At 44.3% G+C, this 22,936-nt stretch carries 18 protein-coding genes; 4 read left to right on the top strand and 14 right to left on the bottom strand.

Features of this window, described 5'->3' with window-relative positions; all coding sequences use genetic code 11:
• Positions 1-13: 13 nt before the first annotated feature.
• The 4 genes from yidC to POW22_RS12475 all read right to left on the bottom strand — a co-directional run bounded on the left by yidC (position 14) and on the right by POW22_RS12475 (position 5,485).
• Positions 14-1,888, bottom strand: a complete 1,875-nt coding sequence (yidC, locus tag POW22_RS12490; RefSeq protein ID WP_272833046.1) for a membrane protein insertase YidC — start codon at positions 1,886-1,888, stop codon at positions 14-16.
• A 78-nt stretch (positions 1,889-1,966) separates the two neighbouring features.
• Positions 1,967-3,601, bottom strand: a complete 1,635-nt coding sequence (locus POW22_RS12485; protein WP_272833045.1) for a CTP synthase — start codon at positions 3,599-3,601, stop codon at positions 1,967-1,969.
• A 110-nt stretch (positions 3,602-3,711) separates the two neighbouring features.
• Positions 3,712-4,425: a LytR/AlgR family response regulator transcription factor gene (locus POW22_RS12480; RefSeq protein ID WP_272833044.1), complete on the bottom strand. Its 714-nt coding sequence runs from the start codon at positions 4,423-4,425 to the stop codon at positions 3,712-3,714.
• Positions 4,412-5,485: a sensor histidine kinase gene (locus tag POW22_RS12475; RefSeq protein ID WP_272833043.1), complete on the bottom strand. Its 1,074-nt coding sequence runs from the start codon at positions 5,483-5,485 to the stop codon at positions 4,412-4,414. The genes POW22_RS12480 and POW22_RS12475 overlap by 14 nt, the downstream gene beginning before the upstream one ends.
• Positions 5,486-5,692: 207 nt before the next feature.
• On the opposite strand from POW22_RS12475, the gene POW22_RS12470 reads away from it, so the two are divergent.
• Positions 5,693-6,055: a MotA/TolQ/ExbB proton channel family protein gene (locus POW22_RS12470; protein WP_272833042.1), complete on the top strand. Its 363-nt coding sequence runs from the start codon at positions 5,693-5,695 to the stop codon at positions 6,053-6,055.
• Positions 6,056-6,136: 81 nt separating this feature from the next.
• Entirely contained in the window at positions 6,137-7,453 is a 1,317-nt protein-coding gene (locus tag POW22_RS12465; RefSeq protein ID WP_272833040.1) for a serine hydrolase domain-containing protein, read from the top strand.
• A gap of 3 nt (positions 7,454-7,456) precedes the next feature.
• Here POW22_RS12465 and POW22_RS12460 read toward each other — a convergent pair whose 3' ends face one another.
• The 6 genes from POW22_RS12460 to bshC all read right to left on the bottom strand — a co-directional run bounded on the left by POW22_RS12460 (position 7,457) and on the right by bshC (position 13,800).
• On the bottom strand, positions 7,457-7,684 hold the full coding sequence (locus POW22_RS12460; RefSeq protein ID WP_272833039.1) for a DUF3820 family protein: 228 nt from the start codon (positions 7,682-7,684) through the stop codon (positions 7,457-7,459).
• On the bottom strand, positions 7,672-8,217 hold the full coding sequence (locus POW22_RS12455; RefSeq protein ID WP_272833038.1) for a DUF922 domain-containing protein: 546 nt from the start codon (positions 8,215-8,217) through the stop codon (positions 7,672-7,674). Before POW22_RS12455 ends, POW22_RS12460 begins: the two co-directional genes overlap by 13 nt.
• Before the next feature lie 40 nt (positions 8,218-8,257).
• Complete coding sequence (locus tag POW22_RS12450; RefSeq protein ID WP_272833036.1) at positions 8,258-8,665, bottom strand: OsmC family protein; 408 nt, start codon at positions 8,663-8,665, stop codon at positions 8,258-8,260.
• Complete coding sequence (locus POW22_RS12445) at positions 8,662-10,599, bottom strand: LysM peptidoglycan-binding domain-containing protein (RefSeq protein ID WP_272833035.1); 1,938 nt, start codon at positions 10,597-10,599, stop codon at positions 8,662-8,664. Before POW22_RS12445 ends, POW22_RS12450 begins: the two co-directional genes overlap by 4 nt.
• Positions 10,599-12,128, bottom strand: a complete 1,530-nt coding sequence (guaA, locus tag POW22_RS12440; RefSeq protein ID WP_272833034.1) for a glutamine-hydrolyzing GMP synthase — start codon at positions 12,126-12,128, stop codon at positions 10,599-10,601. The genes POW22_RS12445 and guaA overlap by 1 nt, the downstream gene beginning before the upstream one ends.
• 70 nt (positions 12,129-12,198) lie before the next feature.
• Positions 12,199-13,800, bottom strand: a complete 1,602-nt coding sequence (bshC, locus tag POW22_RS12435; RefSeq protein WP_272833033.1) for a bacillithiol biosynthesis cysteine-adding enzyme BshC — start codon at positions 13,798-13,800, stop codon at positions 12,199-12,201.
• Positions 13,801-13,938: 138 nt separating this feature from the next.
• On the opposite strand from bshC, the gene POW22_RS12430 reads away from it, so the two are divergent.
• Positions 13,939-16,407 (top strand): M14 metallopeptidase family protein, encoded by a 2,469-nt coding sequence (locus POW22_RS12430; protein WP_272833032.1) that lies wholly within the window; start codon positions 13,939-13,941, stop codon positions 16,405-16,407.
• Positions 16,408-16,471: 64 nt separating this feature from the next.
• Here POW22_RS12430 and POW22_RS12425 read toward each other — a convergent pair whose 3' ends face one another.
• Positions 16,472-18,133: a serine hydrolase gene (locus tag POW22_RS12425; RefSeq protein ID WP_272833031.1), complete on the bottom strand. Its 1,662-nt coding sequence runs from the start codon at positions 18,131-18,133 to the stop codon at positions 16,472-16,474.
• A 135-nt stretch (positions 18,134-18,268) separates the two neighbouring features.
• Between POW22_RS12425 and POW22_RS12420 the strand changes: the two genes are divergently transcribed.
• The gene (locus POW22_RS12420) at positions 18,269-19,219 is read left to right on the top strand and encodes a tetratricopeptide repeat protein (protein WP_272833030.1); all 951 of its coding nucleotides are present in this window, start codon (positions 18,269-18,271) and stop codon (positions 19,217-19,219) included.
• Here the strand turns inward: POW22_RS12420 and POW22_RS12415 are convergent, their stop codons facing one another.
• From POW22_RS12415 to rimO, 3 genes are read right to left on the bottom strand one after another with little or no spacing between them, the layout of a single operon-like run.
• The gene (locus POW22_RS12415) at positions 19,220-20,428 is read right to left on the bottom strand and encodes a glycosyltransferase family 4 protein (protein WP_272833029.1); all 1,209 of its coding nucleotides are present in this window, start codon (positions 20,426-20,428) and stop codon (positions 19,220-19,222) included.
• On the bottom strand, positions 20,425-21,651 hold the full coding sequence (locus tag POW22_RS12410; RefSeq protein ID WP_272833028.1) for a hypothetical protein: 1,227 nt from the start codon (positions 21,649-21,651) through the stop codon (positions 20,425-20,427). Before POW22_RS12410 ends, POW22_RS12415 begins: the two co-directional genes overlap by 4 nt.
• Positions 21,635-22,936, bottom strand: coding sequence for a 30S ribosomal protein S12 methylthiotransferase RimO (gene rimO, locus POW22_RS12405; RefSeq protein ID WP_272833027.1), 1,302 nt, complete (start codon positions 22,934-22,936; stop codon positions 21,635-21,637). The genes POW22_RS12410 and rimO overlap by 17 nt, the downstream gene beginning before the upstream one ends.

Raw genomic sequence — 22,936 nt, 5'->3', positions numbered from 1 at the left:
ACGAATTGTTATGCTATTTCTTCTTGCCGCGCTGTTGCTGTTGCGCTTCAGCCTGCTCCATCATCTCAGACATCTTGCGTTGAAAACGGTTTTGCTTCTTCGGCTTTTTCTTGTTCTCTTGGATCTTAGCGTGGATCTTATCCTCATCAATGATGTAATTCTTGATCACCAACATAATTCCAATAGTAATCAGGTTGGAGATAAAGTAATAGAGCGAAAGACCACTCGCGTAGTTGTTGAAGAATACCAACATGAATAGCGGCGAAATGTACATGATGAATTTCATGTTAGGCATCCCAGGCTGCTGTTGTTGCATGGTCTGTCCTGTGGTCATGGTCATATAGAAAAAGATCGCAATAGACGCTAGGATCGGGAACAAACTGATGTGATCTCCGTAAAGTGGGATGGAGAACGGCAGTTCGTAGATAGTATCATAACTGGAAAGATCCTCTGCCCATAAAAAGCTCTTTTGACGCAGCGCAAAGGCTGACGGGAAGAACTGGAACAAGGCATAGAATACCGGCAATTGCAGCAAGGCTGGAATACAACCCGCCATTGGGCTAGCCCCTGCTTTTCGGTATAAGGCCATAGTCTCTTGCTGACGCTTCATGGCGTTGTCCTTGTGCTTTTCGTTGATCTCTGTGATCTCCGGACGCAGCACCTTCATCTTTGCCTGAGACAGGTAGGATTTGTAGGTAACCGGGCTCAATGCCAATCGCACTAAAATGGTCATGACAATGATCGCGATACCGTAAGGCAAGAATGACGATAGGAATCCAAATAGCGGAATGAATAAATAGCGGTTGATCCAACCAAAGATCCCCCAACCAAGAGGTACTACCTCATCTAGGTTGCGGTCATAGGCGTTTAATATTTTGTAATCGGTGGGTCCGTAGTACCAATCCATATCGTAAGAAAGTTCTCCCCCAGAATATGCTAAAGGCAATTCGGCCTTAAACTTCTTAGTGTAAAGCGTGTCGATGTCTTCATCTTCTACCAAGTTCTCGCTGACAAAGCTGGCTGTCTTCCAAGGTTTGTCAGTTAATAAGATTGATGTGAAAAAGTGCTGCTTAAAAGCTACATAGGTCACATCTATAGACTCGTCCGTAGTGCGTTGTTGTTGGCCGAGGTAATCATCCTTTCCGCCTTCATACTCCCAAATGAGTTCTGTATAACGGTTCTCATAAGCGACACTCTTAGCCCGGCGGTAACCCGCCAATTCCCAATGCAACACCGCATCGTTAGAAGTATCCATAACGTTGGATAGCCCTTGCGTACGCACAGAGAAATCCATCATATAGTCTCCCGGCTTGAGCGTATAGCGATACTCTAAATATTGCGTAGGTGAAATTTTAAGCTTCATGGAAAGCACCTTGTTGTCTCCTTCCTGACTTACGGTTGGCTCAAAGAACAATTCTTTGGAATGCAAGGTTCTATTCTGATGGTTGAATACCAGATCCAATGAAGCATTCCCGTCTTTGATCAAATAAACCGGAACATCTTTATAAGTGACAAACTCTTTAAGACGGGCTTCTGTAATATAACCTCCTTGATTGCTGACCTTAAGCTCCAAGACATCGTTCTCAAAAACAGTAATATTCTCCGTAGCCGAAGGTAATCCGGCAGAATAAGCAAAGGCTCCAAGCGCATTTTGAGCAGCAGCAGTGGCCGCAGAATCCGCGGGATTAGCAACAATAGCTTCTTGAGTATTTGAAAGGTCTAAGGTTGGCTGACCAGCATCTTCCTCCTCTTGGTCAATTTGCTCTTGTTTAGCGCGCTCCTGCAATTCTTCTTCAGTTGGCGCATTTTGATAGAGCATATAAACAATGATGATCCCTATCAGGATAAAACCGATCAACGAGTTTAAGTCAAACTTCTTTTCTTCCATATGGTGTCTCCCAATTTGGGATGTTTAATTAGTTTTTGGTCGTCTGTGGTATAGCAATTACTTAGCCGTAAGCGGCATTTATGCCATACTGACATCTTTTTTTGCTGATGCGTATCGGTAAGCGGCAGCTACAAAGGCAACAAACAAAGGATGCGGGTTTGCTACTGTACTCTTATATTCCGGGTGGTATTGCACCCCAACATACCAAGGATGCGCGGGCAATTCCACAATTTCTACCAATCCCGTATCCGGATTCAGCCCAGTTGCTTTAAGACCTGCGTCTTCTAAGGCTTGACGGTAGTTATCGTTATATTCATAACGGTGTCTGTGACGTTCTTCAATCAAAGAATCGCCGTAAACCCCATGCGCAATACTGTCCGGAGTCAATTCACATTTCCAAGCACCTAAACGCATGGTACCTCCCATGTCTGTTATGCTTTTTTGAGCTTCCATCAGGTCAATGACCGGATGGGCGGTGTCAGGATTCATTTCTGTAGAATTGGCACCTTCTAGCTGTAATACGTTTCTAGCGTATTCGATAACAGCCATCTGCATTCCCAAACAAATGCCTAAGAACGGAATACCATTCTCACGAGCCAAACGAACGGCTTCTATCTTCCCTTCAATTCCGCGTTCTCCAAACCCGGGAGCTACAAGGATACCGTCTAGCTTTTCAATCTTCCCAGCAACATTCTCTGTGGTGATGTGTTCTGAATGAATGGAATGTACTTTAACTTTCAATTCATTCGCAGCGCCTGCGTGAATAAAGGATTCCAAAATCGATTTATAAGAATCTTGCAATTCGACGTACTTTCCAATAAGACCAATATGTACCGTGTCCTTTGGATTTTTGTGTCTGCTTAAGAATTCATTCCAACGTTCCAGATTTGGAGCGCCGGGAGCATCTAAGTTTAATTTTTTCAAAGCGACGCGATCCAAACCTTCTTCCAACATCAGGTTAGGCACGTCATAAATAGTTGATGCATCAATGGATTGAATGACCGCTTCAGTCTCCACATTACAGAACAAAGCAAGTTTGCGCTTGAGGTCATCAGAAAGTTCGTGTTCGGTACGACATACTAAAATGTCCGCCTGAATACCACTTTCCATCAAGGTCTTTACCGAGTGTTGTGTAGGCTTGGTCTTCAATTCTCCAGCTGCAGAGAGGTAAGGGATCAAAGTTAAGTGAACTACCAAGGTGTTCTCTTTCCCTAAGTCCCACTTCAATTGACGCACGGATTCAATGTACGGTAGCGATTCAATATCTCCCACGGTACCGCCAATCTCTGTGATCACAATATCGTAGTTGCCAGATTTACCCAACATCTGAACACGCTCTTTAATCTCATTGGTGATGTGTGGAATAACCTGAACGGTCTTCCCAAGGAATTCTCCTTTGCGTTCCTTTTGGATTACGCTTTGATAAATACGACCGGTGGTCACATTATTATCCTGTGAGGTTGGCACATTCAAGAAGCGCTCGTAGTGGCCAAGATCCAGATCAGTTTCTGCACCGTCATCGGTCACATAACACTCTCCGTGCTCATACGGATTCAGTGTGCCGGGATCTACATTGATGTAGGGATCCAATTTTTGGATGGTAACTCGAAATCCTCTGGCTTGTAGTAATTTAGCCAAAGATGCTGCAATGATTCCTTTGCCTAATGAGGAAGAAACTCCGCCCGTAACGAAGATATATTTGGTGGTGTCCATGTCTGTGGTGGGTATAACAACTCTACGGGGTGTAAAGGTAAGATTTTATTCCCAATCCCAAGGAGTTTTTTCTGCTTTCTCCCACTGCGGATTTAAGCCTGTCAAAAGACCTAAACGGATTGAAGCTTTTCTAAGGTTTGCTCCTTATAACTTCTGCTGATGGGAATGGATTTACGCCCGATGGTGATCTGTTCGTGGGTATAAGAATCAATATGTCTGAGGTTGACTAAAAACGAACGATGGCAACGCAAGAAATCCTGTTCGGGGAGCTGTTGTTGTAATTGCGCCATGGTCTCACGAGTGACCAAGGCCTGTTCTGAGGTGTGAATCTTTAAATAGTCTTGAATACTCTCTACATATTTCACTTGGTCAAGAGCTACCTTGATCATTTTTCGATCCGCTCTAACAAAAATAAATTCCCTCTTGGGATCTTTTGAGATCGATTCTTTCGGTCTAGCCTCTTGAGGTTGGTTGCCAATAAAACGATAGGCCGCTTTTAAAAATCGATCTAAAGAAATCGGCTTCAACAAATAATCTACCGCCATCAATTCAAAACCCTCCACGGCGTATTCACGATGCGCTGTGGTAAAGATAACCTTTACGCCAGCAGGTATGCTCTTGGCTAATTCCACTCCAGAAATACCGGGCATTTGAATGTCTAAAAATAGGAGATCAACAGGGTGTTTATTGACCATTTGCAAAGCTTCAACACCGTTTTTACAACAGCCCACCAGTTCACAATCCGGTAAATGTTCCAGATAGTGCTCCAAAAGCTCTCGGGCCTCAGGTTCGTCATCCACTATTAAAACCTTATACTTCTTCATCGTTTATATTTTGCGGGTCATCAATCTGAAGTTCCGCGGTAAAAATACCTTCGTTATAGCCGGTGTGCAAACGGTATCGCCCCGGATACAAAAGCTCCAAACGCTTGCGCAAATTACTCAAACCAATACCTCCCTGGGAATTTGGCGCTGGCAACTCAGCGGTATTGGTCACTTGAAATCTAAGCTGCTCCTGCTGCATTACACAAAACACCCTAATGTGCAATTTATCATCTTTGATCACGCCGTGTTTGAAGGCATTCTCTACAAAGGGCAACAGCAACATCGGCGGCAGGGAAATTGGAGTTTCAGGTGCGTCAAAATCAACATCCACCGCTAAGGTATCACGGAATCTCACCTTTTCCAAGGCGATATAATCCTTCAAATGGGCTACCTCACTTTCCAAACTCGTCATGGGTTTACTGGCCTGATAGAGTAAATAATCCAACAGATTGGACAACTTCAGGATCACCTCTGGAGTATTCTCCATCCGTCGTACAGAAAGGCTGTAAATTGTATTTAGAGCATTAAAAAGAAAATGCGGTTGGATCTGCTTTTTTAAATAGCTCAATTCCTGATCTTTAACATACAACTCTCTTTGTAACATGTCTTTTTCCAAGGCTTGGGCTTTGTTCAGACTTCTGTAGCCGAGCTGCATGATTCGCACCGCACTGACCGCCCCAACCACCAAATAGACTAAGGCCAAGACAAACCAGAAGTTACGACTCAAAGGAGGGACATTATCCATATCTACCTCAGACAAAATGATAAAGCAACCAAAAATACTGAGCATGATGGCATAGCTGGATATGATCAACGTATAGCCGAGATACAAGGCAAATAGGCCATACTTTTTAAGCACTAAGTACTTTGGCATCAAATAACTAGTGACCAAATAAGTGGTAATCATGGTCACCGGCATAAGGCAAAGACTAAACCAAAAGGCATAGTCCTTATTGTTACTGCTGTAACTAAAGAAGTACATAAAATAGAACCAAACCCCAAACCAGAAAAGGGTTTGTAGCAGTATCCGCTTTGCGAAACGATTGGCGATCTTGCCCATGAGGGCAAGTTCTGTAAAAAGTTTTTAATTCCATATTTTTAGCGATGATTTACCAAATTGAGCTCCTAAATAACGGCTTTAAGGTCCTAAACCAAACAGGGCGTTTCACCAGTTAAAAGAGGAACAAAACAAGGCGGTAATCGCAATTGGCAAAATGGTGAGCTATCTGCATTTAGTTTTGGAGGAGTTCAATTAAAAACAACAATCATGTTCAAAATCATTTCAGAAGGCGGTTATTTCTTTATGGTGCCGCTAGCGGTATTGCTAATTGCAGTGATCATATTAGGTATTCGCGGTAATATCAGTCAAAACAACCGTCAAAAATCTAAAAACCTTTTACAGTCTTTAGGGCTCTTTGCCTTGGTTTGGGGAATTTTAGGTCAAGTTTTAGGACTCATTGAGGCCTTAGACACCATTGAATTCATTGATGGAGTTACTATGAATATCGTTGCCGGAGGCCTTAAGCGCACCTTCCTCCCGACCTTTTTAGGGGCTATCGTCTTCCTTTTTGCTCGTACGGGGATCATTCTTATCCAATTGCGCGAACGCGAATCAGAAGCTGCTGCGTAACAAGCACCATCACATTCTTTACCTAACACAAGGGGGCCACACAACTTAAATAAAGCGTCTCCCTTCTTTAAAACAAAAAATATGTTCAGAATCTTTCTCTGCGGCTTACTTATAGCCGGTACTGCCCTTGCGCAAAGTTTTGATCGAGCAAAACTGGATCAATACTTCCAACTTTTGGAGTCCAACAATAAAGGAATGGGACAAGTTTCTATTATGGTTTCTGGCCAAGAAGTCTACCAAAATGCCTTTGGTTTTGCCAATGCCCAAACCAATCAAAAAGCGAACACAAAAACCAAATACCGCATAGGTTCAATTTCCAAAAGTTTTACAGCGACCTTAATTATGCAATTGGTGGAAGCTGGGAAACTCAGCCTTGAGGATCCGCTCGCTAACTTTTACTCGAAGATTCCAAATGCGGCTGATATTCGCATTAAGGACCTTTTGCAACACAGTAGCGGTATTTTCAACATCACGGAAGACCCTGAATTGAGAACTTGGATCTACACAGCCCAATCCCGTGAGCAAATGCTCAAAAGGATTGCCGCCGGAAAACCACAATTTGATGCTGGAGCACAAGTTGCCTATTCCAATTCTAACTACATCTTGCTGTCTTATATTTTGGAGGATATCTATGGGATGAGTTACGGATCTGTCCTAGAAAAGCAAATTATCACTTCACTCGGCTTAACACAAACACGTTTTGGTGGAAGTATCAAAGCTGATAATAATGAAGCACTCCCCTACTATTTTGAGGATGAGGCTTGGCAACTTATCAGTCCACAGACGCACTTAAATGCACCTATGGGAGCAGGAGGAATTATTTCTACCGCAGAAGATGTAAGCCGCTTTTACGCACAACTTTTTAGTGGTGCTCTGGTTAGCGAAAACACCTTGAAAATGATGATGCAAACCAGAGAGGATGTTGGTTTGGGGATCATGGGCTTTCCTTTTGAAGGGATTCAGACTTACGGCCACAGCGGCAGTATTGACGGATTTCAAAGCTTGGTAGCCCATTTCCCGGATCAGCAAATAACGATCAGTGCGGTCAGCAATTATATGTACACCAATTTAACCCAGGTGATGATCGGGGCAGCAAAGATCTTCTTTGGGATGGAATACGAGCTCCCCACATTCGAGTCCAAGCGAGGCGGTGAGACAGAACAGCTCTATGCAGGAGCCTATTCAAGTGCTGATTTTCCTTTACCCATTACGATCTTTTGGGAAGCCGATCAACTCAAAGCCCAGGCAGAAGGCCGCACGCCAATAAGCCTTGCACTCATTGAAGAGCATCATTATTTGGCCAAAGACGCTGGTTTAGAATTTATGTTTGATGTGGAGAACAAGACCATGCTGCTCAAAGAAGGGCGTCGCGAGTTCCGATTCAATCTAAACGAATAGTGTTTACAGATTTTGAAGTTTGCGCAGCAGCGGCTCCAAGCCGTTGATCTTAAGTTCGTGAACTTCTTCTAAGTAGCGCCCCAATTTTCCTGCAGGAAATCCTTTTTGACGAAACCAAACCAAATAGGCCTCCGGCAGATCAATCAAATACCGATCCTTGTATTTTCCAAAGGGCATCTTGTAGTTGGCTAATGCTATGAGGTGCTCTTTTTGCGGATCTACTCTTTCCAAGCTACAGATTGTTTTAGCAGTTCTTGTACACGAGCCACCCATGCAGCTTCCTGATCTCGGATCACCGAATGGTCTGTTTCTAGATCGTAGCGGGATTGCATTTCACGGCGCTCGCGTTCTACTTGATCATAGAGCCGGTCTAGCTCGTCTTTAATATTTGAGGAAAAACTGAACTCCGCAATGCGCTTGCGCAACAGGCGTGCGTGTAATTCAGTGATGTCAAAATGAGTTTGTTCGTGCTGCAATACTCTCGGGCTTACACGCCCTGGATCGTACCAGGAGTTCTGCGGATAGAAATAAGCCTCAACCTCAAAATTGAATTCATTAGTCGGTTCCCCATTAATGGTCTTGAATCCATAAGAAAATGATAAACCAGAACTGGTGCTGGCCACAAAAGTGTTGCCCACTTTGGGAGTTCCTTTAAAATCGCTCCAAGAAAGTTTATAGGATTCACTCCAAGCAATGCGCTCTTCTGCAGTATCCGCAGCAACAAAAAGCAGTAAACAAAGGCTGATTGACAAAAATCTAAGCATACTTCAATAACGCTTAGCAGCTCTCATTATTGAGTTCCATTTAAAGATCCCAATGAAAATTCACCACTTTATGGATGTCTGGGTGTAGGCTGTAATGCACCGGGCAAGTCTCTCCCGTGCGTTGCAAGATGGTTTTAGCCTTATCGTCCAAGTCAGCAGGTAAATGCAATTCTACATGAATCTCGGAGATTCTACGAGGGTCACTGGCCATTACCTTAGTCACCTCAGCATAACTGCCTTCCATATTGACCTCCATTTGATTGGCCTTAATCCCCATAACGGTTAGCATACAGTTGGCTAAGCCAGTAGCTACAGTATCTGTGGGTGAAAATGCTTCTCCTTTACCGTGATTGTCTACAGGAGCATCAGTAAAATATTCACCTCCTGATTTTATATGCTGATTTTGGGTTCTCAAACCACCCAAATAAGTCACTTTAGCTGTACTCATTCTACTTCGATAAGTTTTAGGTCTTCTCCGTACATCATGATATAACCAGCGTTATTAGCATAACCGCTACCGCTGCGAACGTAGAAGAATTTATTCCCTACATATTGTGTTTCTCCATCTAAGTCAATGGCGTCATAAAGGGATTCTGCCATGCCCAAACGCAACAAACAGTCGTAAGTGACATCGAATCCGCGGATCGCAAAACGGTTGGGATAAACGCCGTACTTGTTTTTATAACTGGTTACAAAAGCCTCCGGATTGTCGTAATCAAAACTGCGATAAACAGAAGGATAAGTAAACTTCAAACGCGCCAAGTTGGAGTTTTGAATGTCTTCAAACTCATAGGCGTCGGATTTATCCAAAGTAAACAAACGCACAGCCTTGTCTGGTGGCAATCCGTTGAGCAGACCAATTACATTACTCACAAGCACAGGATTATCGGAAGCTAAGACCACCCAATTATCTGCAATAGGATCCAGCTGATTCTGGATATCCACTACGTAAAGGAATTGCTCCTCACGCGGGTCTAACACTTTTGCGTTTGGAAACGCATTGCGCAGCATATTCTTTTCACGCGCCTTTTTGGCATCGGCAATGATGATCAAATTCTTCCCCGCACTGTTGGCTTGCAAGTACTCCATCATACGCGCTTCCAAGAAATCATTAGAAGGCACCGTATTGAAAAAGTTACGACCACCATTAGCTTGTTGATTGCTCAAAGGCGAAAGTACAGGAATATCGGCTCTGCGCAGCGCATTACTAGCGCTGGTGGCATTTTTTTGAAAGAGTGGGCCAATTACGGCATCCACCTCATCAAAATTACCTTGAGCAATTAATTGATTGACTTTAGACGATTTGCCTTCAGTATCTAGAATTTGCAGATCCACAGAAAGGCCTTTGTCCTTGGCAAAATCAGCAGCCATCATCACTCCGCTGTAGAAATCTAATGCAATGTTTAGTGTACGGCTATTGATGAGTAGATCCTCATTAGCCTCAACAGAATCTCTAGAGACTTTGGTCAAATTGAACGGCAACATGACCACCAATTTCTTAGTATCGTAATTGGATATCTGATATTCCAGATTGACCACATTGGCACTGGCTTCAGTACCTGCGTCGCCCATTTTAGGCAGTTTGAGGATCATTCCAGCCTTAAGGCCATCTTTAGCGTAAGGATTCAAGGCAACGATCTCATCCTCTGTCAATCCGAACTTTACTTTTAGACGATAAAATCCTTCTTTGGGTTGTACCTCGTAAAAATCATAGAGAGAATCATCTACGGTAGCATCCGCAACCACTTCATTTTGTGGCACTTTTAGTACGGCTCCCATTTGTAAGGTGTCACCGATCTGCGGATTTAAAGCTTCTAACTCTGCAATACTGATCCCGTATTTACGAGCAATACCATATTTGGTTTCCTTTGGTAAGACCGTATGGACTTTGGTAGTATCCTTAACGGTAGTATTATCGGGTAAGTTTCCTGTATTCCCAGTGTTGCCCGTATTGGCATCAGTAGTGACCACAACGGTACGTTCCAAAACTGGAATCATGATCTTATCGCCTTTTCGAAGTTGTTCCGAATACAGGCGTTTGTTGTATTTTTTGATATCGTCTACAGTGACCCCGTATTTTTGTGCGATGCTAAAAAGCGTCTCTTTGCGCTTTACGCGATGCCTTTTAAAATCGACAACTTGTTCGCTGTAATTGGTCTGATCATCTGCGGTAGGGATGATCAAAATGTTGTTTTCCTGAATGCCTTGGCGTGCATCTGGATTCAAACGATAGATGGCTTCCTCGGTCACCCCGTACTGCTTGGCAATACTGAAAACCGTTTCTCCTTGTTTTACGTTGTGACTTTTGTAACTGGTCTGTGCTGCAGCTGCAGTAGTGAGGGCTACAAAGAACAGCAAAAATCCAATTTTAATTCCTTTCATTATTCCCATTCAATAGTTGCTGGCGGTTTAGAACTGATGTCATACACTACTCTATTAACGCCTTTCACTCGATTTATTATGCTGTTGGAAGTTTCCTGCAGGAAGTCATGCGGTAAATCCACCCAATCGGCAGTCATTCCGTCTGTAGATTCCACAGCGCGCAATGCAACTACCTGTTCATAGGTACGTTCATCCCCCATAACTCCAACAGATTGTATAGGCAACAAGATTGCTCCTGCTTGCCATACTTTGTCGTAGAGCCCCCATTTTTTCAAACCGTCGATAAAAATGTGATCTACTTCTTGTAAGATACGCACTTTTTCTGAAGTGATGTCACCCAAGATACGGATCCCCAAACCAGGCCCGGGGAACGGATGACGCCCTAAGATGTCTGGAGAGATCTCCAACTGCGATCCAACCCGACGTACTTCATCTTTAAACAACATGCGGAGCGGCTCTACCACTTTTAATTTCATAAAATCCGGCAAGCCACCCACATTGTGGTGCGACTTAATAGTAACAGAAGGACCGTTTACAGAGACGCTTTCAATCACGTCTGGATAAATGGTTCCTTGTCCCAGCCAGTTCACGCCTTCTACTTGGTTGGCCTCATCGTCAAAAACTTCGATGAACACACGTCCAATAGCCTTGCGCTTGGCCTCCGGATCGGTTACTCCTTTCAAGGCATCCAAAAAGCGTGCCGAGGCGTCAACTCCTTTTACATTGAGCCCCATACCTTGGTATTGTTCCAAGACGCTTTCAAATTCGTTTTTACGCAAAAGTCCGTTGTTCACAAAAATGCAATAGAGGTTTTTCCCAATGGCCTTGTGTAATAAAACGGCTGCTACACTGGAATCCACACCTCCAGATAATCCTAAAACAACTTTATCCTCACCCAATTTCTCTTTGAGCTCCGCAACGGTAGTCTCAACAAAATGTGCTGGCGTCCAATCTGGTGTGATCCCTGCAATATGGATCAAGAAGTTTTCCAAGAGTTGCTTCCCATCTGTACTGTGATACACCTCAGGGTGGAACTGGATAGCGTATGTAGGCTCTCCTTGAATTTTATACGCTGCATTGGCTACATCGTGTGTAGAAGCCAAGCGAACTCCTCCTTCTGGCAAAGCTGCGATGGTATCACTGTGACTCATCCAAACTTGTGATCCTGTTTCAATATGCGCAAACAAAGCTTCATTGTCGGTGATCTCTGCCAAACGCGCTCTCCCGTATTCTCGGGTATTAGAGGGCGCTACATTCCCACCGTGAAAATGGGCCAAGTATTGCGCTCCATAGCATACTCCTAGTAAAGGCTTGTGTCCTTTAATCTTCGTGAGGTCTGGATGCGGTGCATCTTCTGCGCGAACCGAAAAAGGACTCCCGGAAAGGATAACAGCCTTAAAAGGATCCAAATTCTCTGGAACTTTGTGATACGGGTGGATTTCACAGTAAATATTGAGTTCGCGAACTCTGCGTGCGATGAGTTGCGTATACTGCGAACCAAAATCGAGGATAAGTACGTTGTTTTGCATGTGCAAAAGTAGTTGAAATTTGACGACTCGCTAAAAAAGTCTGTCAAAAAAATTAACCACTCATCAACACTTACAGACGAATTACAGAAAATTCCGATTTAAAGGGATCCAGTTGCTCCAAAAGCAGTGGAATAAGCTCATCTCCAGCCTCCAAATAGAATTCAGAGAAGTTGGCTTTGCGCTCTTGCAGATTGTTGGCTGGAAATACCGCGTCCCTCAATTCTTGCGCACGCTGAATGCGATCCTTATGATTTCTTTTCTCGGCTTTTCTAAGACGCTTTTCGAGATTCTTGAGTCCGTTGATCTGTTTTTTCTCCTGAGCAGCAACGGCGCCCTCGAAGGAAGGATCGGTTTGTTTGGCAAGCTCATACAGCGCCTCAAACTGCTTTTTCAAATGCTTCTTCTGCGGCTCAAAATCCAAGGGCAAACCACTGTGTTGTTTTACCAAATGCGCTGCTAATGCTTCTTGTTTTTTAAAGAGATCGGCAACGCTTAGGTCCAAACGCTCCCATTTGCCCATTTGTTTTTCTGTGATGAGTAAGGCCGAGTTTCTCAACATCAGCATGGGAAAAGTAACCTCAACGGCGTCAAAGTAATCCTTTAACTGTAGCCAATAGGCCAATTCTCCTCCACCTCCAATATAACAAAGGTTGGGTAAGATGACTTCTTGATACAGTGGACGCAATAAGGCATTGGGAGAAAACTGTTCCGGATGGGCTTCTAACTTCTCCAATATCTCGGCCTTCGAAAAAGTCAAGTCGGTATCATTGATCACAAATTGATCACCTGCCTGAACAATGCGCTCACGCAATCCCTGATCCAAATAGAACAAGTTGATCTCACGCGGATGCACCTGCTCTTTATATCCAGCAGCAACTAGATCCGCAGTGGTAGCACTAATAACTTCATGTCCCTTTTGGGCTAAGAGCTCTTGCTTCGCATAAGGCGCAAACGCAGCTTTTAACGCTGGGTCATTACCATCGACGATAACCAAACCTTGATCTGTAAATAAAGCGTTGGCTAAATATCGTGTTGCCGAGGCCAGATCGTCATGCTTTAAATAGGCATTCTCAAAGAGTTCCCGCAAATAACTCGCCTGAATACTCTTGCCCATCGCGGCTCCAATAACCTGACTAACTTCCTGAAGACCTTCCGTAGAAAGTTCCCCAACAGCTCCTCCGTCTTGGCGGTTCCAGGCCACTTTACTCCCTTTAAAATTGAAGTAGTTGATCTCGTCAAAATCGTGATCCTCGGTAGCCATCCAATAAACAGGCACAAAATTGTGATCGGGATAAGTCTGCTTAGCCTGCTTACAAAAGTTGATCACCGATACGATCTTGTATAAAAAATACAAGGGCCCAGTGAATAGATTCAACTGATGCCCTGTAGTAATAGTAAAGGTATTTGGCGCTTTGAGCGACTCAATATTGTTGGCGGTGGCCTCACTCATGGAAACGCCCCCGTAAGCGGCCATCAAACTTTGAGAAAGAGTTTCACGCCACTTTGCCTCGCATACCGCTGTCCCTTGCTTTTCTTGAATCTGATCTGACAAAGCCTCAAGTGACGGGAATCTGTGGTAGAACGGTCTTACGGCCTGTTCTTGCCCCAAATAATCACATATGGTCTTTGAGAAATAACCAGTCTGGGAATAGGGTACGTAAGCTGCGGACATATGGGTTGGCTCCAATTGGAAGGTAAAAATACGAACTTCACTTCTATCGATTCTAAAAGATTCGTTAATGTTCCCCTAGGAGCCCATTTGCTTTGCCCCAATTTTCGTAGCTTTAATGCTTATTTTAACAACCAATCAATGCAACGCATCACCCTATTATTTTTACTGTTTGTAGGCCTTATTGGACAGGCGCAAGTACAATCCCCAGAAGAGTTTTTAGGTTATCCCATTGGAACACAATTCAGCAGACATGCAGATGTTGTAGCCTATTTCAACCATGTGGCAGACCAAAGTCCTATGGTACAATACGACACCTACGGAAAAACTTACGAGCGCAGACCGCTCACCTACGCTGTGATCTCTACTCCCGAGAATTTAGCTAAGATCGATCAGATCCGTACTGACAATTTAAAAAGTATTGGTTTGGCAAGTGGAAGTGCAGATCCAGAGGTTGCGATTGTTTGGCTGAGTTATAACGTACATGGAAACGAAGCCTCCAGTACCGAAGCTTCAATGCTGACGCTTTACAAGCTTATTACCGAAAAGCAAGATTGGCTGCAAAACACCATCGTTATCATAGATCCCTGCGTCAACCCTGATGGCCGTGATCGATACGCAAACTGGTACAACCAAGTAAAGGCGACACCGTATAACAGCGCTCAAATTGCTACTGAGCACAATGAGCCTTGGCCCGGAGGACGCCCGAACCACTACCTTTTTGATTTGAACCGCGATTGGGCATGGGCTTCACAGATAGAATCTCAAGAACGTCTAAAAATATACAACCAATGGATGCCGCATATTCATGTGGATTTCCACGAACAAGGCATCAACGAGCCATATTACTTTGCTCCGGCCGCAGCACCTTATCACGAGATCATCAGTGATTGGCAGTACGACTTCCAAGAGGCCATCGGTAGAAACCACGCCAAGTATTTTGACAGTGAAGGCTGGTTGTTTTTTACCCGCGAGCGTTTTGACCTGTTGTATCCGAGTTATGGAGATACCTACCCAACCTTTATGGGAGCTATTGGAATGACTTATGAGCAAGCTGGTCACGGACGTGCCGGTTTAGGTATTGATACCGATGAAGGGTACGAACTCACGTTGGTGGATCGCGTCATGCACCACACCACCACAGGGCTTTCTACTGTAGAAATGGGCGCTAAAAACGCAGCCAAGCTCAACGATGAGTTTCAAAAGTTCTTCAACACTTCTAATTTGAAGTACAAGAGTTTTGTCCTGACTGGAAACCCAGACAACATTAAAACACTAACGGCTTTATTAGACCGTCATGAAATCAAGTACAGCTTTGGGACCAGCGGTTCGGCTACAGGTTATCGTTACAGCACACAAGGCAAAGGAAGCGTGAGCAACCAAGGCGCTTTGATCATTCACACAGATCAACCTAAGGGTAAAATGGTCAAAGTACTTTTTGAGCCAGATGCAGCTTTGGAAGAACCATTGACCTATGATATTACTGCCTGGAACCTTGTGCATGCCTACGGCCTAGATGGCGTAGCGAGCACGGTAAAAGTAAACGGAAGCGGAAGCGCTCCAGGATCCAACTTTGAAACCGTTAATACTGCTGCGGCTGGATATATTGCCAAATGGAACAGTATGGAAGATGCGCGTTTCCTATCAGCCTTATTACAAGCTGGAGTTCGTGTACGCTTTACAGAAAAGCCCATGCAGCTAAACGGCAATAGCTTTGACCGCGGAAGTTTAGTGATCACTAAAAGTGACAACAGAACTAATCCAGATTTCCCGCAAAATTTAATTGAGGTCGCCCAGAAGTACGATCGCTATTTATACAGTTCCAACTCTTCTTTTGCAGATAGGACTCCGGATTTTGGATCGCCAGACATTAAACTGATCAATCCGCAGCGCATTGCCATGTTACAGGGCGATGGAACTTCCTCTTTGAGCTATGGAGCGCTTTGGCATTTCTTTGAGCAGCAGCTCCACTACCCGATCACCTCCATCAACACAGAAAGCTTTAGACCTTCCGTACTTCAAAATTATGATGTGTTGATCATGCCAGAAGGCTGGTACGGCAGTGTTACCAACGGAAATACCTTGGACGATCTTAAAAGTTGGATCCGAGGCGGAGGAAAAGTTATTGCTTTGGGTCGAGCAGTGAATGCCTTTAGTGGTAAGGACGGATTCGGACTCAAAAACAACACCAGTGATTCCGATGACGATTCGAGCAATTTAACGCCTTACGATCAACGCGAACGCGAGAGTTTGAAAAACTTCATCACAGGAGCTATTTTCAAGATCAAAATGGACGATTCCCACCCAATGGCCTTTGGATATGGAGATACTTACTACAGCCTAAAATTGGGTAGCAGTTCTTTTCAGCACCTAGACAACGGATACAATGTGGGTTATATTGAAGGCGATGCGGTAAGCGTGGCTGGATTTTCAGGAGAGGCAGCTAAGGCTTCTCTTAAAAACTCTTTGGTATTTGGAGAAGTTAGAATGGGCCGCGGAAGCGTGGTTTATATGGTAGACAACCCCATGTTCCGATCCTTCTGGGAAAACGGAAAGCTCCTTTTAGTAAACGGGATCTTTATGGTCAACAGCAACGTATTTAGACTGTAGCCAAAAACTAAAAAACAAAAAAGCCGAACATTGCTGTTCGGCTTTTTTTATGCGTGATATTTATCTAATCTATTTTTTTAGCGGGCAAGACTTGACCGCCTTGCTTTAAAACAAGCCCGGTAGCCTTACCGTCTGCATCCACATTGAAAGTCAAAGCGCCAGGCACTACTTTTAAAAAGAATTCATGCGGAGCACTTGGATAGATCCGTGCTGCACTTTGCCCCGTAGCTTGTACCATGAGCTTTTCGGCTTCTAAAAACACACGGATCTCAAATCCGGGTTGCAGCTCATAGGTTCCTTCATAATTCGCTAAGACAGCCGCAGGCATATCGATCTCCTCAGGAGCAGTAGGAACCTCCTTTACCGTTTCCAATCCTACTTCCTTGTTGATTCGGTCTTCAAATAAGACCTGCTTGCCTTGATCTCCCATGGAAAAGGTATACTTGGTAGTACTTCCCTCAAAATAAAATTCGTAAGCAGATGCAGGAATCAGTGGAAGCTTTGAACTGCCCTCACGCTGACTGAACAATTGTCCATTCTCCAAAGTCACAAATCGAACTACATCGCCATCAAAAAGATAGGCACCCACCCATTTTTGAAGTTCTTGCTGTGAAAGAGAGACTCCTTGTGAATTGTCGGGATAAGGCTTACCAATGGCCATAGCAGCCATCTTAATAGCTACATCGGTAGGTGAGTTTCCGTTGGAGTTGCACAGCGCAATAACGTAGACGTCTTCTTCTGGTAAATAAAGCCCGTAAGTGTTGTACCCAAAAATCCCACCTCCGTGTTCCACACTTGGACTCTCATTGACCTCGTTGACCTGCCAACCGTATCCGTAATAGGTGGGGTCTCCATTATTCAAGGTGGTGTTGACAAAAGCTGCCGCCAGTTTTTCATTAGGCAATAACTTCCCATCATTCAAAGCCTCTTGCCAGATCAGCATATCCTCCACATTACTCATCAAAGAACCCGCCGCATAAGGAAGACTCATACTCAAGTAATCTGCATTGCGCCATCCGCTATCTGTGGGCTGATATCCCCAAGCTCTGTTTGGAATCAACTTTGTTTTACTGCCATAATAGGAGTGCTTCATACCTAAAGGATCAAAGATGTTCTCTTGAATGAAAGCTTCATAACTCATACCGCTAACCTGCTCAATGATGGCTCCCAAAATGATATAACCGGAATTATTGTAAAGCCACTGTTCTCCCGTCTTGAAGTCCATGGGCTCATTTTTAAAGAAGTCAATGATCTCCGTTGGAGTCATGTCCTTGCGCGCATTGTACTGGAAAGACTGCATGCCGGTATAACTCTTGATCCCAGAGGTATGGTTGAGCAAATGATGAATCTTGATGTCGTTTCCGTCTGTTGGATAATCAGGAAAGAACTTCGTGATAGGATCTTCAACATTGAGTTTTCCTGCCTCTTGCAGCATCAAAATGGCAACAGCGGTAAACTGTTTGGTGATAGAACCGAGCTCAAAAACATTTTCTGGATTCATCGGTACGGAAAGTTCCATATTGGCCAAGCCAAAAGCGTTCTTGTAGATTACCTTTCCATCTTTAGCGATCAGCGCAGAGATTCCAGGAGCGTCGGCAGGATACTGTGCCGCGAGCATGTTATCTACATTCGATTGCAAATCTTGGGCGTGAAGACTTAGGCTTCCACTAGCCACGATAACAAAGCACAGCAATGCCATCTGGAAAATACGTTTAGGATTTTTCATGTTTAGTGATTGTTTGATGTATATCTGACGCCAGAGGGGGATACTGAGTTACAGCTGAGGCGAGAATTTTTTTTAAGGTATTTAAAATTAACGACATAGCTAACTTGTCTGAGAAGAGCTTAGTATCTTAGAGCTATGAAAATTCATCAACTACTATTTGCCTTTGGCACTGTCCTATTGGTTTGGGCCTGCAATGATCAACCCAAAAACGCAGACAATCCGATAGAAACAGAACCTAAAGGAGCCTTTTATCAAGCCATTTCATTTACGGGAGATACGCTGTACGCTCCAGCAGTTTCAGAAAAACTACAAGCGCAATTCATTGAAAAGCAGCAGGCCTATTTAGCCGATTCAACCGATCTGGAAAAGCTGATCTGGTACGGACGATTCACAGCCTATACAGGCGATTACCAAGGAGCGATTGACCTCTATTCTGAAGGACTCAAACAGTTTCCAAACAATTCCCGATTGCTACGCCACCGAGGACATCGTTATATTTCCGTTCGCGAGCTGGACAAGGCCATTGCGGATCTTGAGCGGGCAACGAATGTCATTTTGGATGAAACCAATTCCTTAGAGGATGACGGTATGCCTAACGCTGAAGGAATAAGACTCACCACCAAACACGGAAACATCTTTTATCACTTGGGGCTAGCCCATTATTTAAAGGGGAATTACGAAAGCTCTTTGATGGCCTACCAGAAATGCTTGGAGCTTTCCCAAAATAATGACGGCTTGGTATCTGCCACCCATTGGATCGTTCTGTCTTTAAAAGCGCTCGGGCGTGATGATGAGATCGCGGCTTACTTGGACCCGATCAATAAAGAGATAGAAGTCATTGAAAATGCTTCTTATTTAAATGCTTGTTTGTTTTATAAAGGAGTCAAAGCTCTGGATGAGCTATACAATCCCGAAGCAGAGATCAATTCCAGCAATTCTGCCCTGAAATACGGTTTAGCACGATGGAGTTATCTCAATGACGAACAGGAGCAGGCCATGATGATTTTAGAGGATATTTTGGACGGAGACGATTGGGCCAGCTTTGGATATATCGTTGCGGAGGTTGATCTGTCGCGGATGCAGTAGTTAGCGATTCTTCGCCTCGATCCATTTGGAAAGGTACTTACTGCTTTGCAGACTGTGATGCCAAAGCATTTGCCCAACTGGGTTTTGCGCGTTGAACTCTTCTTTTTTAAGAGCATAGGATTCAATCGTCTTTAAAACTGCGGATGCTCGCTGTTCCCAACTGAAATACTCGCAAATCAAAGCCAATCCCTCTTTGCGATTTTGATCCCATTGGGATTTCTGAGCGCAATTTGAAACCGCTAGATTAACAAAGTCAGTTTCTAAGTCATCAGCAACTATAAAAGCTAGCTCATTAGCACCCCCAATCCCTTCTATTCCAACTGGAGTGGTCACCACTGCACAACCTGCCAACCAAGCGTCAAAAAGCTTGCGCTTGAGTCCTGCGCCAAACTCCAGAGGCGCTAGCAGCACGCGATGTTGCTGTAGCGTTGTTTGTACGTCCTTTACAAAACCGTGCACTAAAAAGCCAGCATTTGGTTTATGCAATTGCTTGAGTTCTTCGGTAAAATAAGACCCGTAAATGTGCATTTTAACCCCGGGAACCCTTTTTGAAATAGCAGGCCATAGTTTAGCCAAATGTTTGATCGCAGCAACGTTTGGCTTGTGTTTGGCTGTTCCCACAAAACAAAAATCCTCACGATCCTTGTGTGCCGTTAATTCCGTTAGCTGAGGAATATTTTTCTCGAGAAAAGGTAAATGCAGCAGTGTAGACTCCGGGACCTGATACGCACTGCTCAAGAGGTCAAACTCTGGCTTGGATAGAATCAAACTTAAGTCTGATCTAAAAATAGCGGCTAACTCTCTTTTGGCCAGATCAGAAAGCACGGTTGGTGGTTTAAAATCATTGCTTGTTCTGCGATGCTCGCGTAAAAAATGGAGATCCTCTGTATCTAAAATCCGCAGAGCATCAGGGCAAGCCTCTCGCACGCGCCAACTGTATTGCTCCTCGGTCATAAACCGATCAAAGATCACGATCTGCGGATCCAATGCTTTGATGAACGCATCAAAGCTGTCCGAATTCAATTGAATTTGGGTGTAGGGAATGATCTTTTCAATCAGTAAGCCATCAATAGGAGTCTCTGCCGCTGAACAAAAATGGAGCTCATGGTTGCCTTGCAAAAAGAGATCGATCAACTGAGCCATATAAACCCCTGCCCCAGTGCTTTGCGGTTCAGGAATTCCGTGGCCAATGATCAATACCTTTTTCATTCTTCAAATGAATAGGCTTTGAAGGGATAGCTAACCAAATTGATCTGCGAACCTATGCTGTCCGTTTCTGTATAGGAAATAACTACTTGGTCTTTAAATAATACCAACTGTGGGAACCCACTCGCTCGCTCAGGACTCATCTTGGATAAAATATGAGTCATTCGCGCTCCGGTACTGGCAACATGAGTTAGGTTAAGATTGGCTGTACTCCCAGCATCAGTCATATACAAAGCAAAAGCATTTGCTTGGTCGTCTACCGCAACATCAACACGACCAATGGCTCTTGAATCTTCTAAAACCAAAAATTCATCAAACCAAGAACCTGTTCCCATAGTTCCCAATTTTACCTGCGGTTTATCATCTACCATGGTAAACCAGCCCACTGCGGTCATACCATTACTACTGATTGCCGGGCCATTTACAGGACAGCCTGCAATTTGCCAATTATCATTAAATACGACGCGAGGCGCTGACCAAACCGAATCTTCTAAGCGAACTGCGTACATATCTCGAACTTCATTATCTGATCGATCCCTGTAAACAACCATCGGTCCTTTACGAGTTTCTGTAATAGAGGTTGCGCAGCAATCGCAAACCCGCTCATCCAGCTCCCATTGTTGGCCTAAGGTTCCGTCAGCGTTAATTATTCCTGCTCGAACCGTCATCTGTCTTAAGGAGTCAGGACGATTCACGGTGGTGCGACCGTCCAACCAACTCGCCATAAAACCATCTTTATAAGGAATCACATCTACAAATCCGTGCTCGCTCTGTGTGGAATCTGTGTGTAGCTTCTGCGGAGGTGACCAGGATTGACTATTGGCGTTAAAGATCTTGTACTTTATATCGTAGGCGTAGGTATCTGGAGCTGATTTCTGCAAGTAATGTGCAAAGATGTTTCCTTGATTAATGGCGATTTGTGGGAAGTCCGCCCAATTGACAAACCAATCAGTACCTTCTGCTATGACTTCTGGCGTAGACCAAATGTTTCCGTCATAAGAAGCGTATTTAAGTACGGCCAAACTGTCTGTTTGCTCCACCCAACTCATGTACAGCACATCATCTGCTACAAAAAGACGAGACATGCCGGCATAGCCTTCGCTGGGATTTTCAATTTCAAAAGGAACAGGGGTATTTTGGGCTTCATCGATACAAGAAGAAAGCGCTGAGACCAAAAGGACCGCGGCAAAAATCTTGCTCAGGATTCCTTTAAACCACTTCCCCATACAAATCAAAGTCTGTGGCTTCTGTGATCTTGACCTGAACAAAGTCTCCGGTCTTTAGGTATTGCTGAGTAGCATCGAGTAATACTTCATTATCCACATCTGGAGAATCAAATTCCGTGCGGCCTATGTAGTTATTACCTTCCTTTCTATCAATAAGCACCTTGAACTCCTGCCCGATCTTCTCTTGGTTGAGTTCCCACGAGATCTGCGACTGCAGCTCCATGATCTGATTCGCGCGGTCTTGCTTAACATCCTCAGGCACATCGTCAACTAAATTGTAGGCATGCGTATTCTCTTCATGAGAATAGGTAAAACAGCCCATACGCTCAAAGCGCATATCGGCCACCCACTGCTTCAACTCTTGGAAGTGTTCCTCGGTTTCACCTGGATAACCAACGATCAATGTGGTACGGATAGCCATTCCCGGTACTTTCTCTCTAAAGAGCTTGAGCAGCGTGTTGGTCTTTTCAAAGGTCGTCCCGCGACGCATCGACTTTAAAATGTCCGTAGAAATATGTTGTAGTGGAATGTCGATATAATTACACACCTTAGGCTCCTGCTTAATAACATCAAGGACATCTTCTGGAAAACCTGTTGGGAAGGCATAGTGCAATCGGATCCATTCAATTCCGTCAACCTCTACCAAAGCCTTTAGCAAATCCGCCAAGCGACGCTTTTTATACAGGTCCAGTCCGTAGTAGGTAAGATCCTGCGCAATCAAAATAAGTTCTTTTACACCATCAGCAGCGAGTTTCTCTGCCTCTACCACCAATTCTTCAATCGGTGTGGAACGGTGCTTCCCGCGCATGAGCGGAATAGCGCAAAACGAACACGGGCGGTCACAGCCTTCGGCGATCTTTAAATAGGCATAGTTCTTTGGTGTGGTCGTTAGCCGTTCCCCAATGAGTTCGTGCTTGTAATCGGCTCCTAAAGCTTTGAGCAAGCCTGGAAGCTCTGTGGTTCCAAAATATTGGTCAACATCAGGAATTTCTTGCTGTAGATCTGGCTTGTAACGCTCAGAGAGACAACCGGTCACAAAAACTTTGTCTACGATTCCATCTTCTTTTTGCTGCACAAAATCCAAGATGGTATTCACACTTTCTTCCTTCGCGTTGGCAATGAAACCACAGGTATTGATCACTACGATATTTCCCTCTTCTTCATGGACCACCTCTTTGTTGTTGGCACGAAGTTGTCCCATCAACACTTCTGAATCATAGACATTCTTGGAACATCCAAGGGTGACTACATTGATCTTGTTTTTCTTTCTGCTTTTGGTGCGCAT

Source organism: Gilvibacter sediminis (assembly GCF_028561565.1).
GTDB lineage: Bacteria > Bacteroidota > Bacteroidia > Flavobacteriales > Flavobacteriaceae > Gilvibacter > Gilvibacter sediminis.
This window is presented reverse-complemented; position numbering and strand designations above follow the sequence as displayed.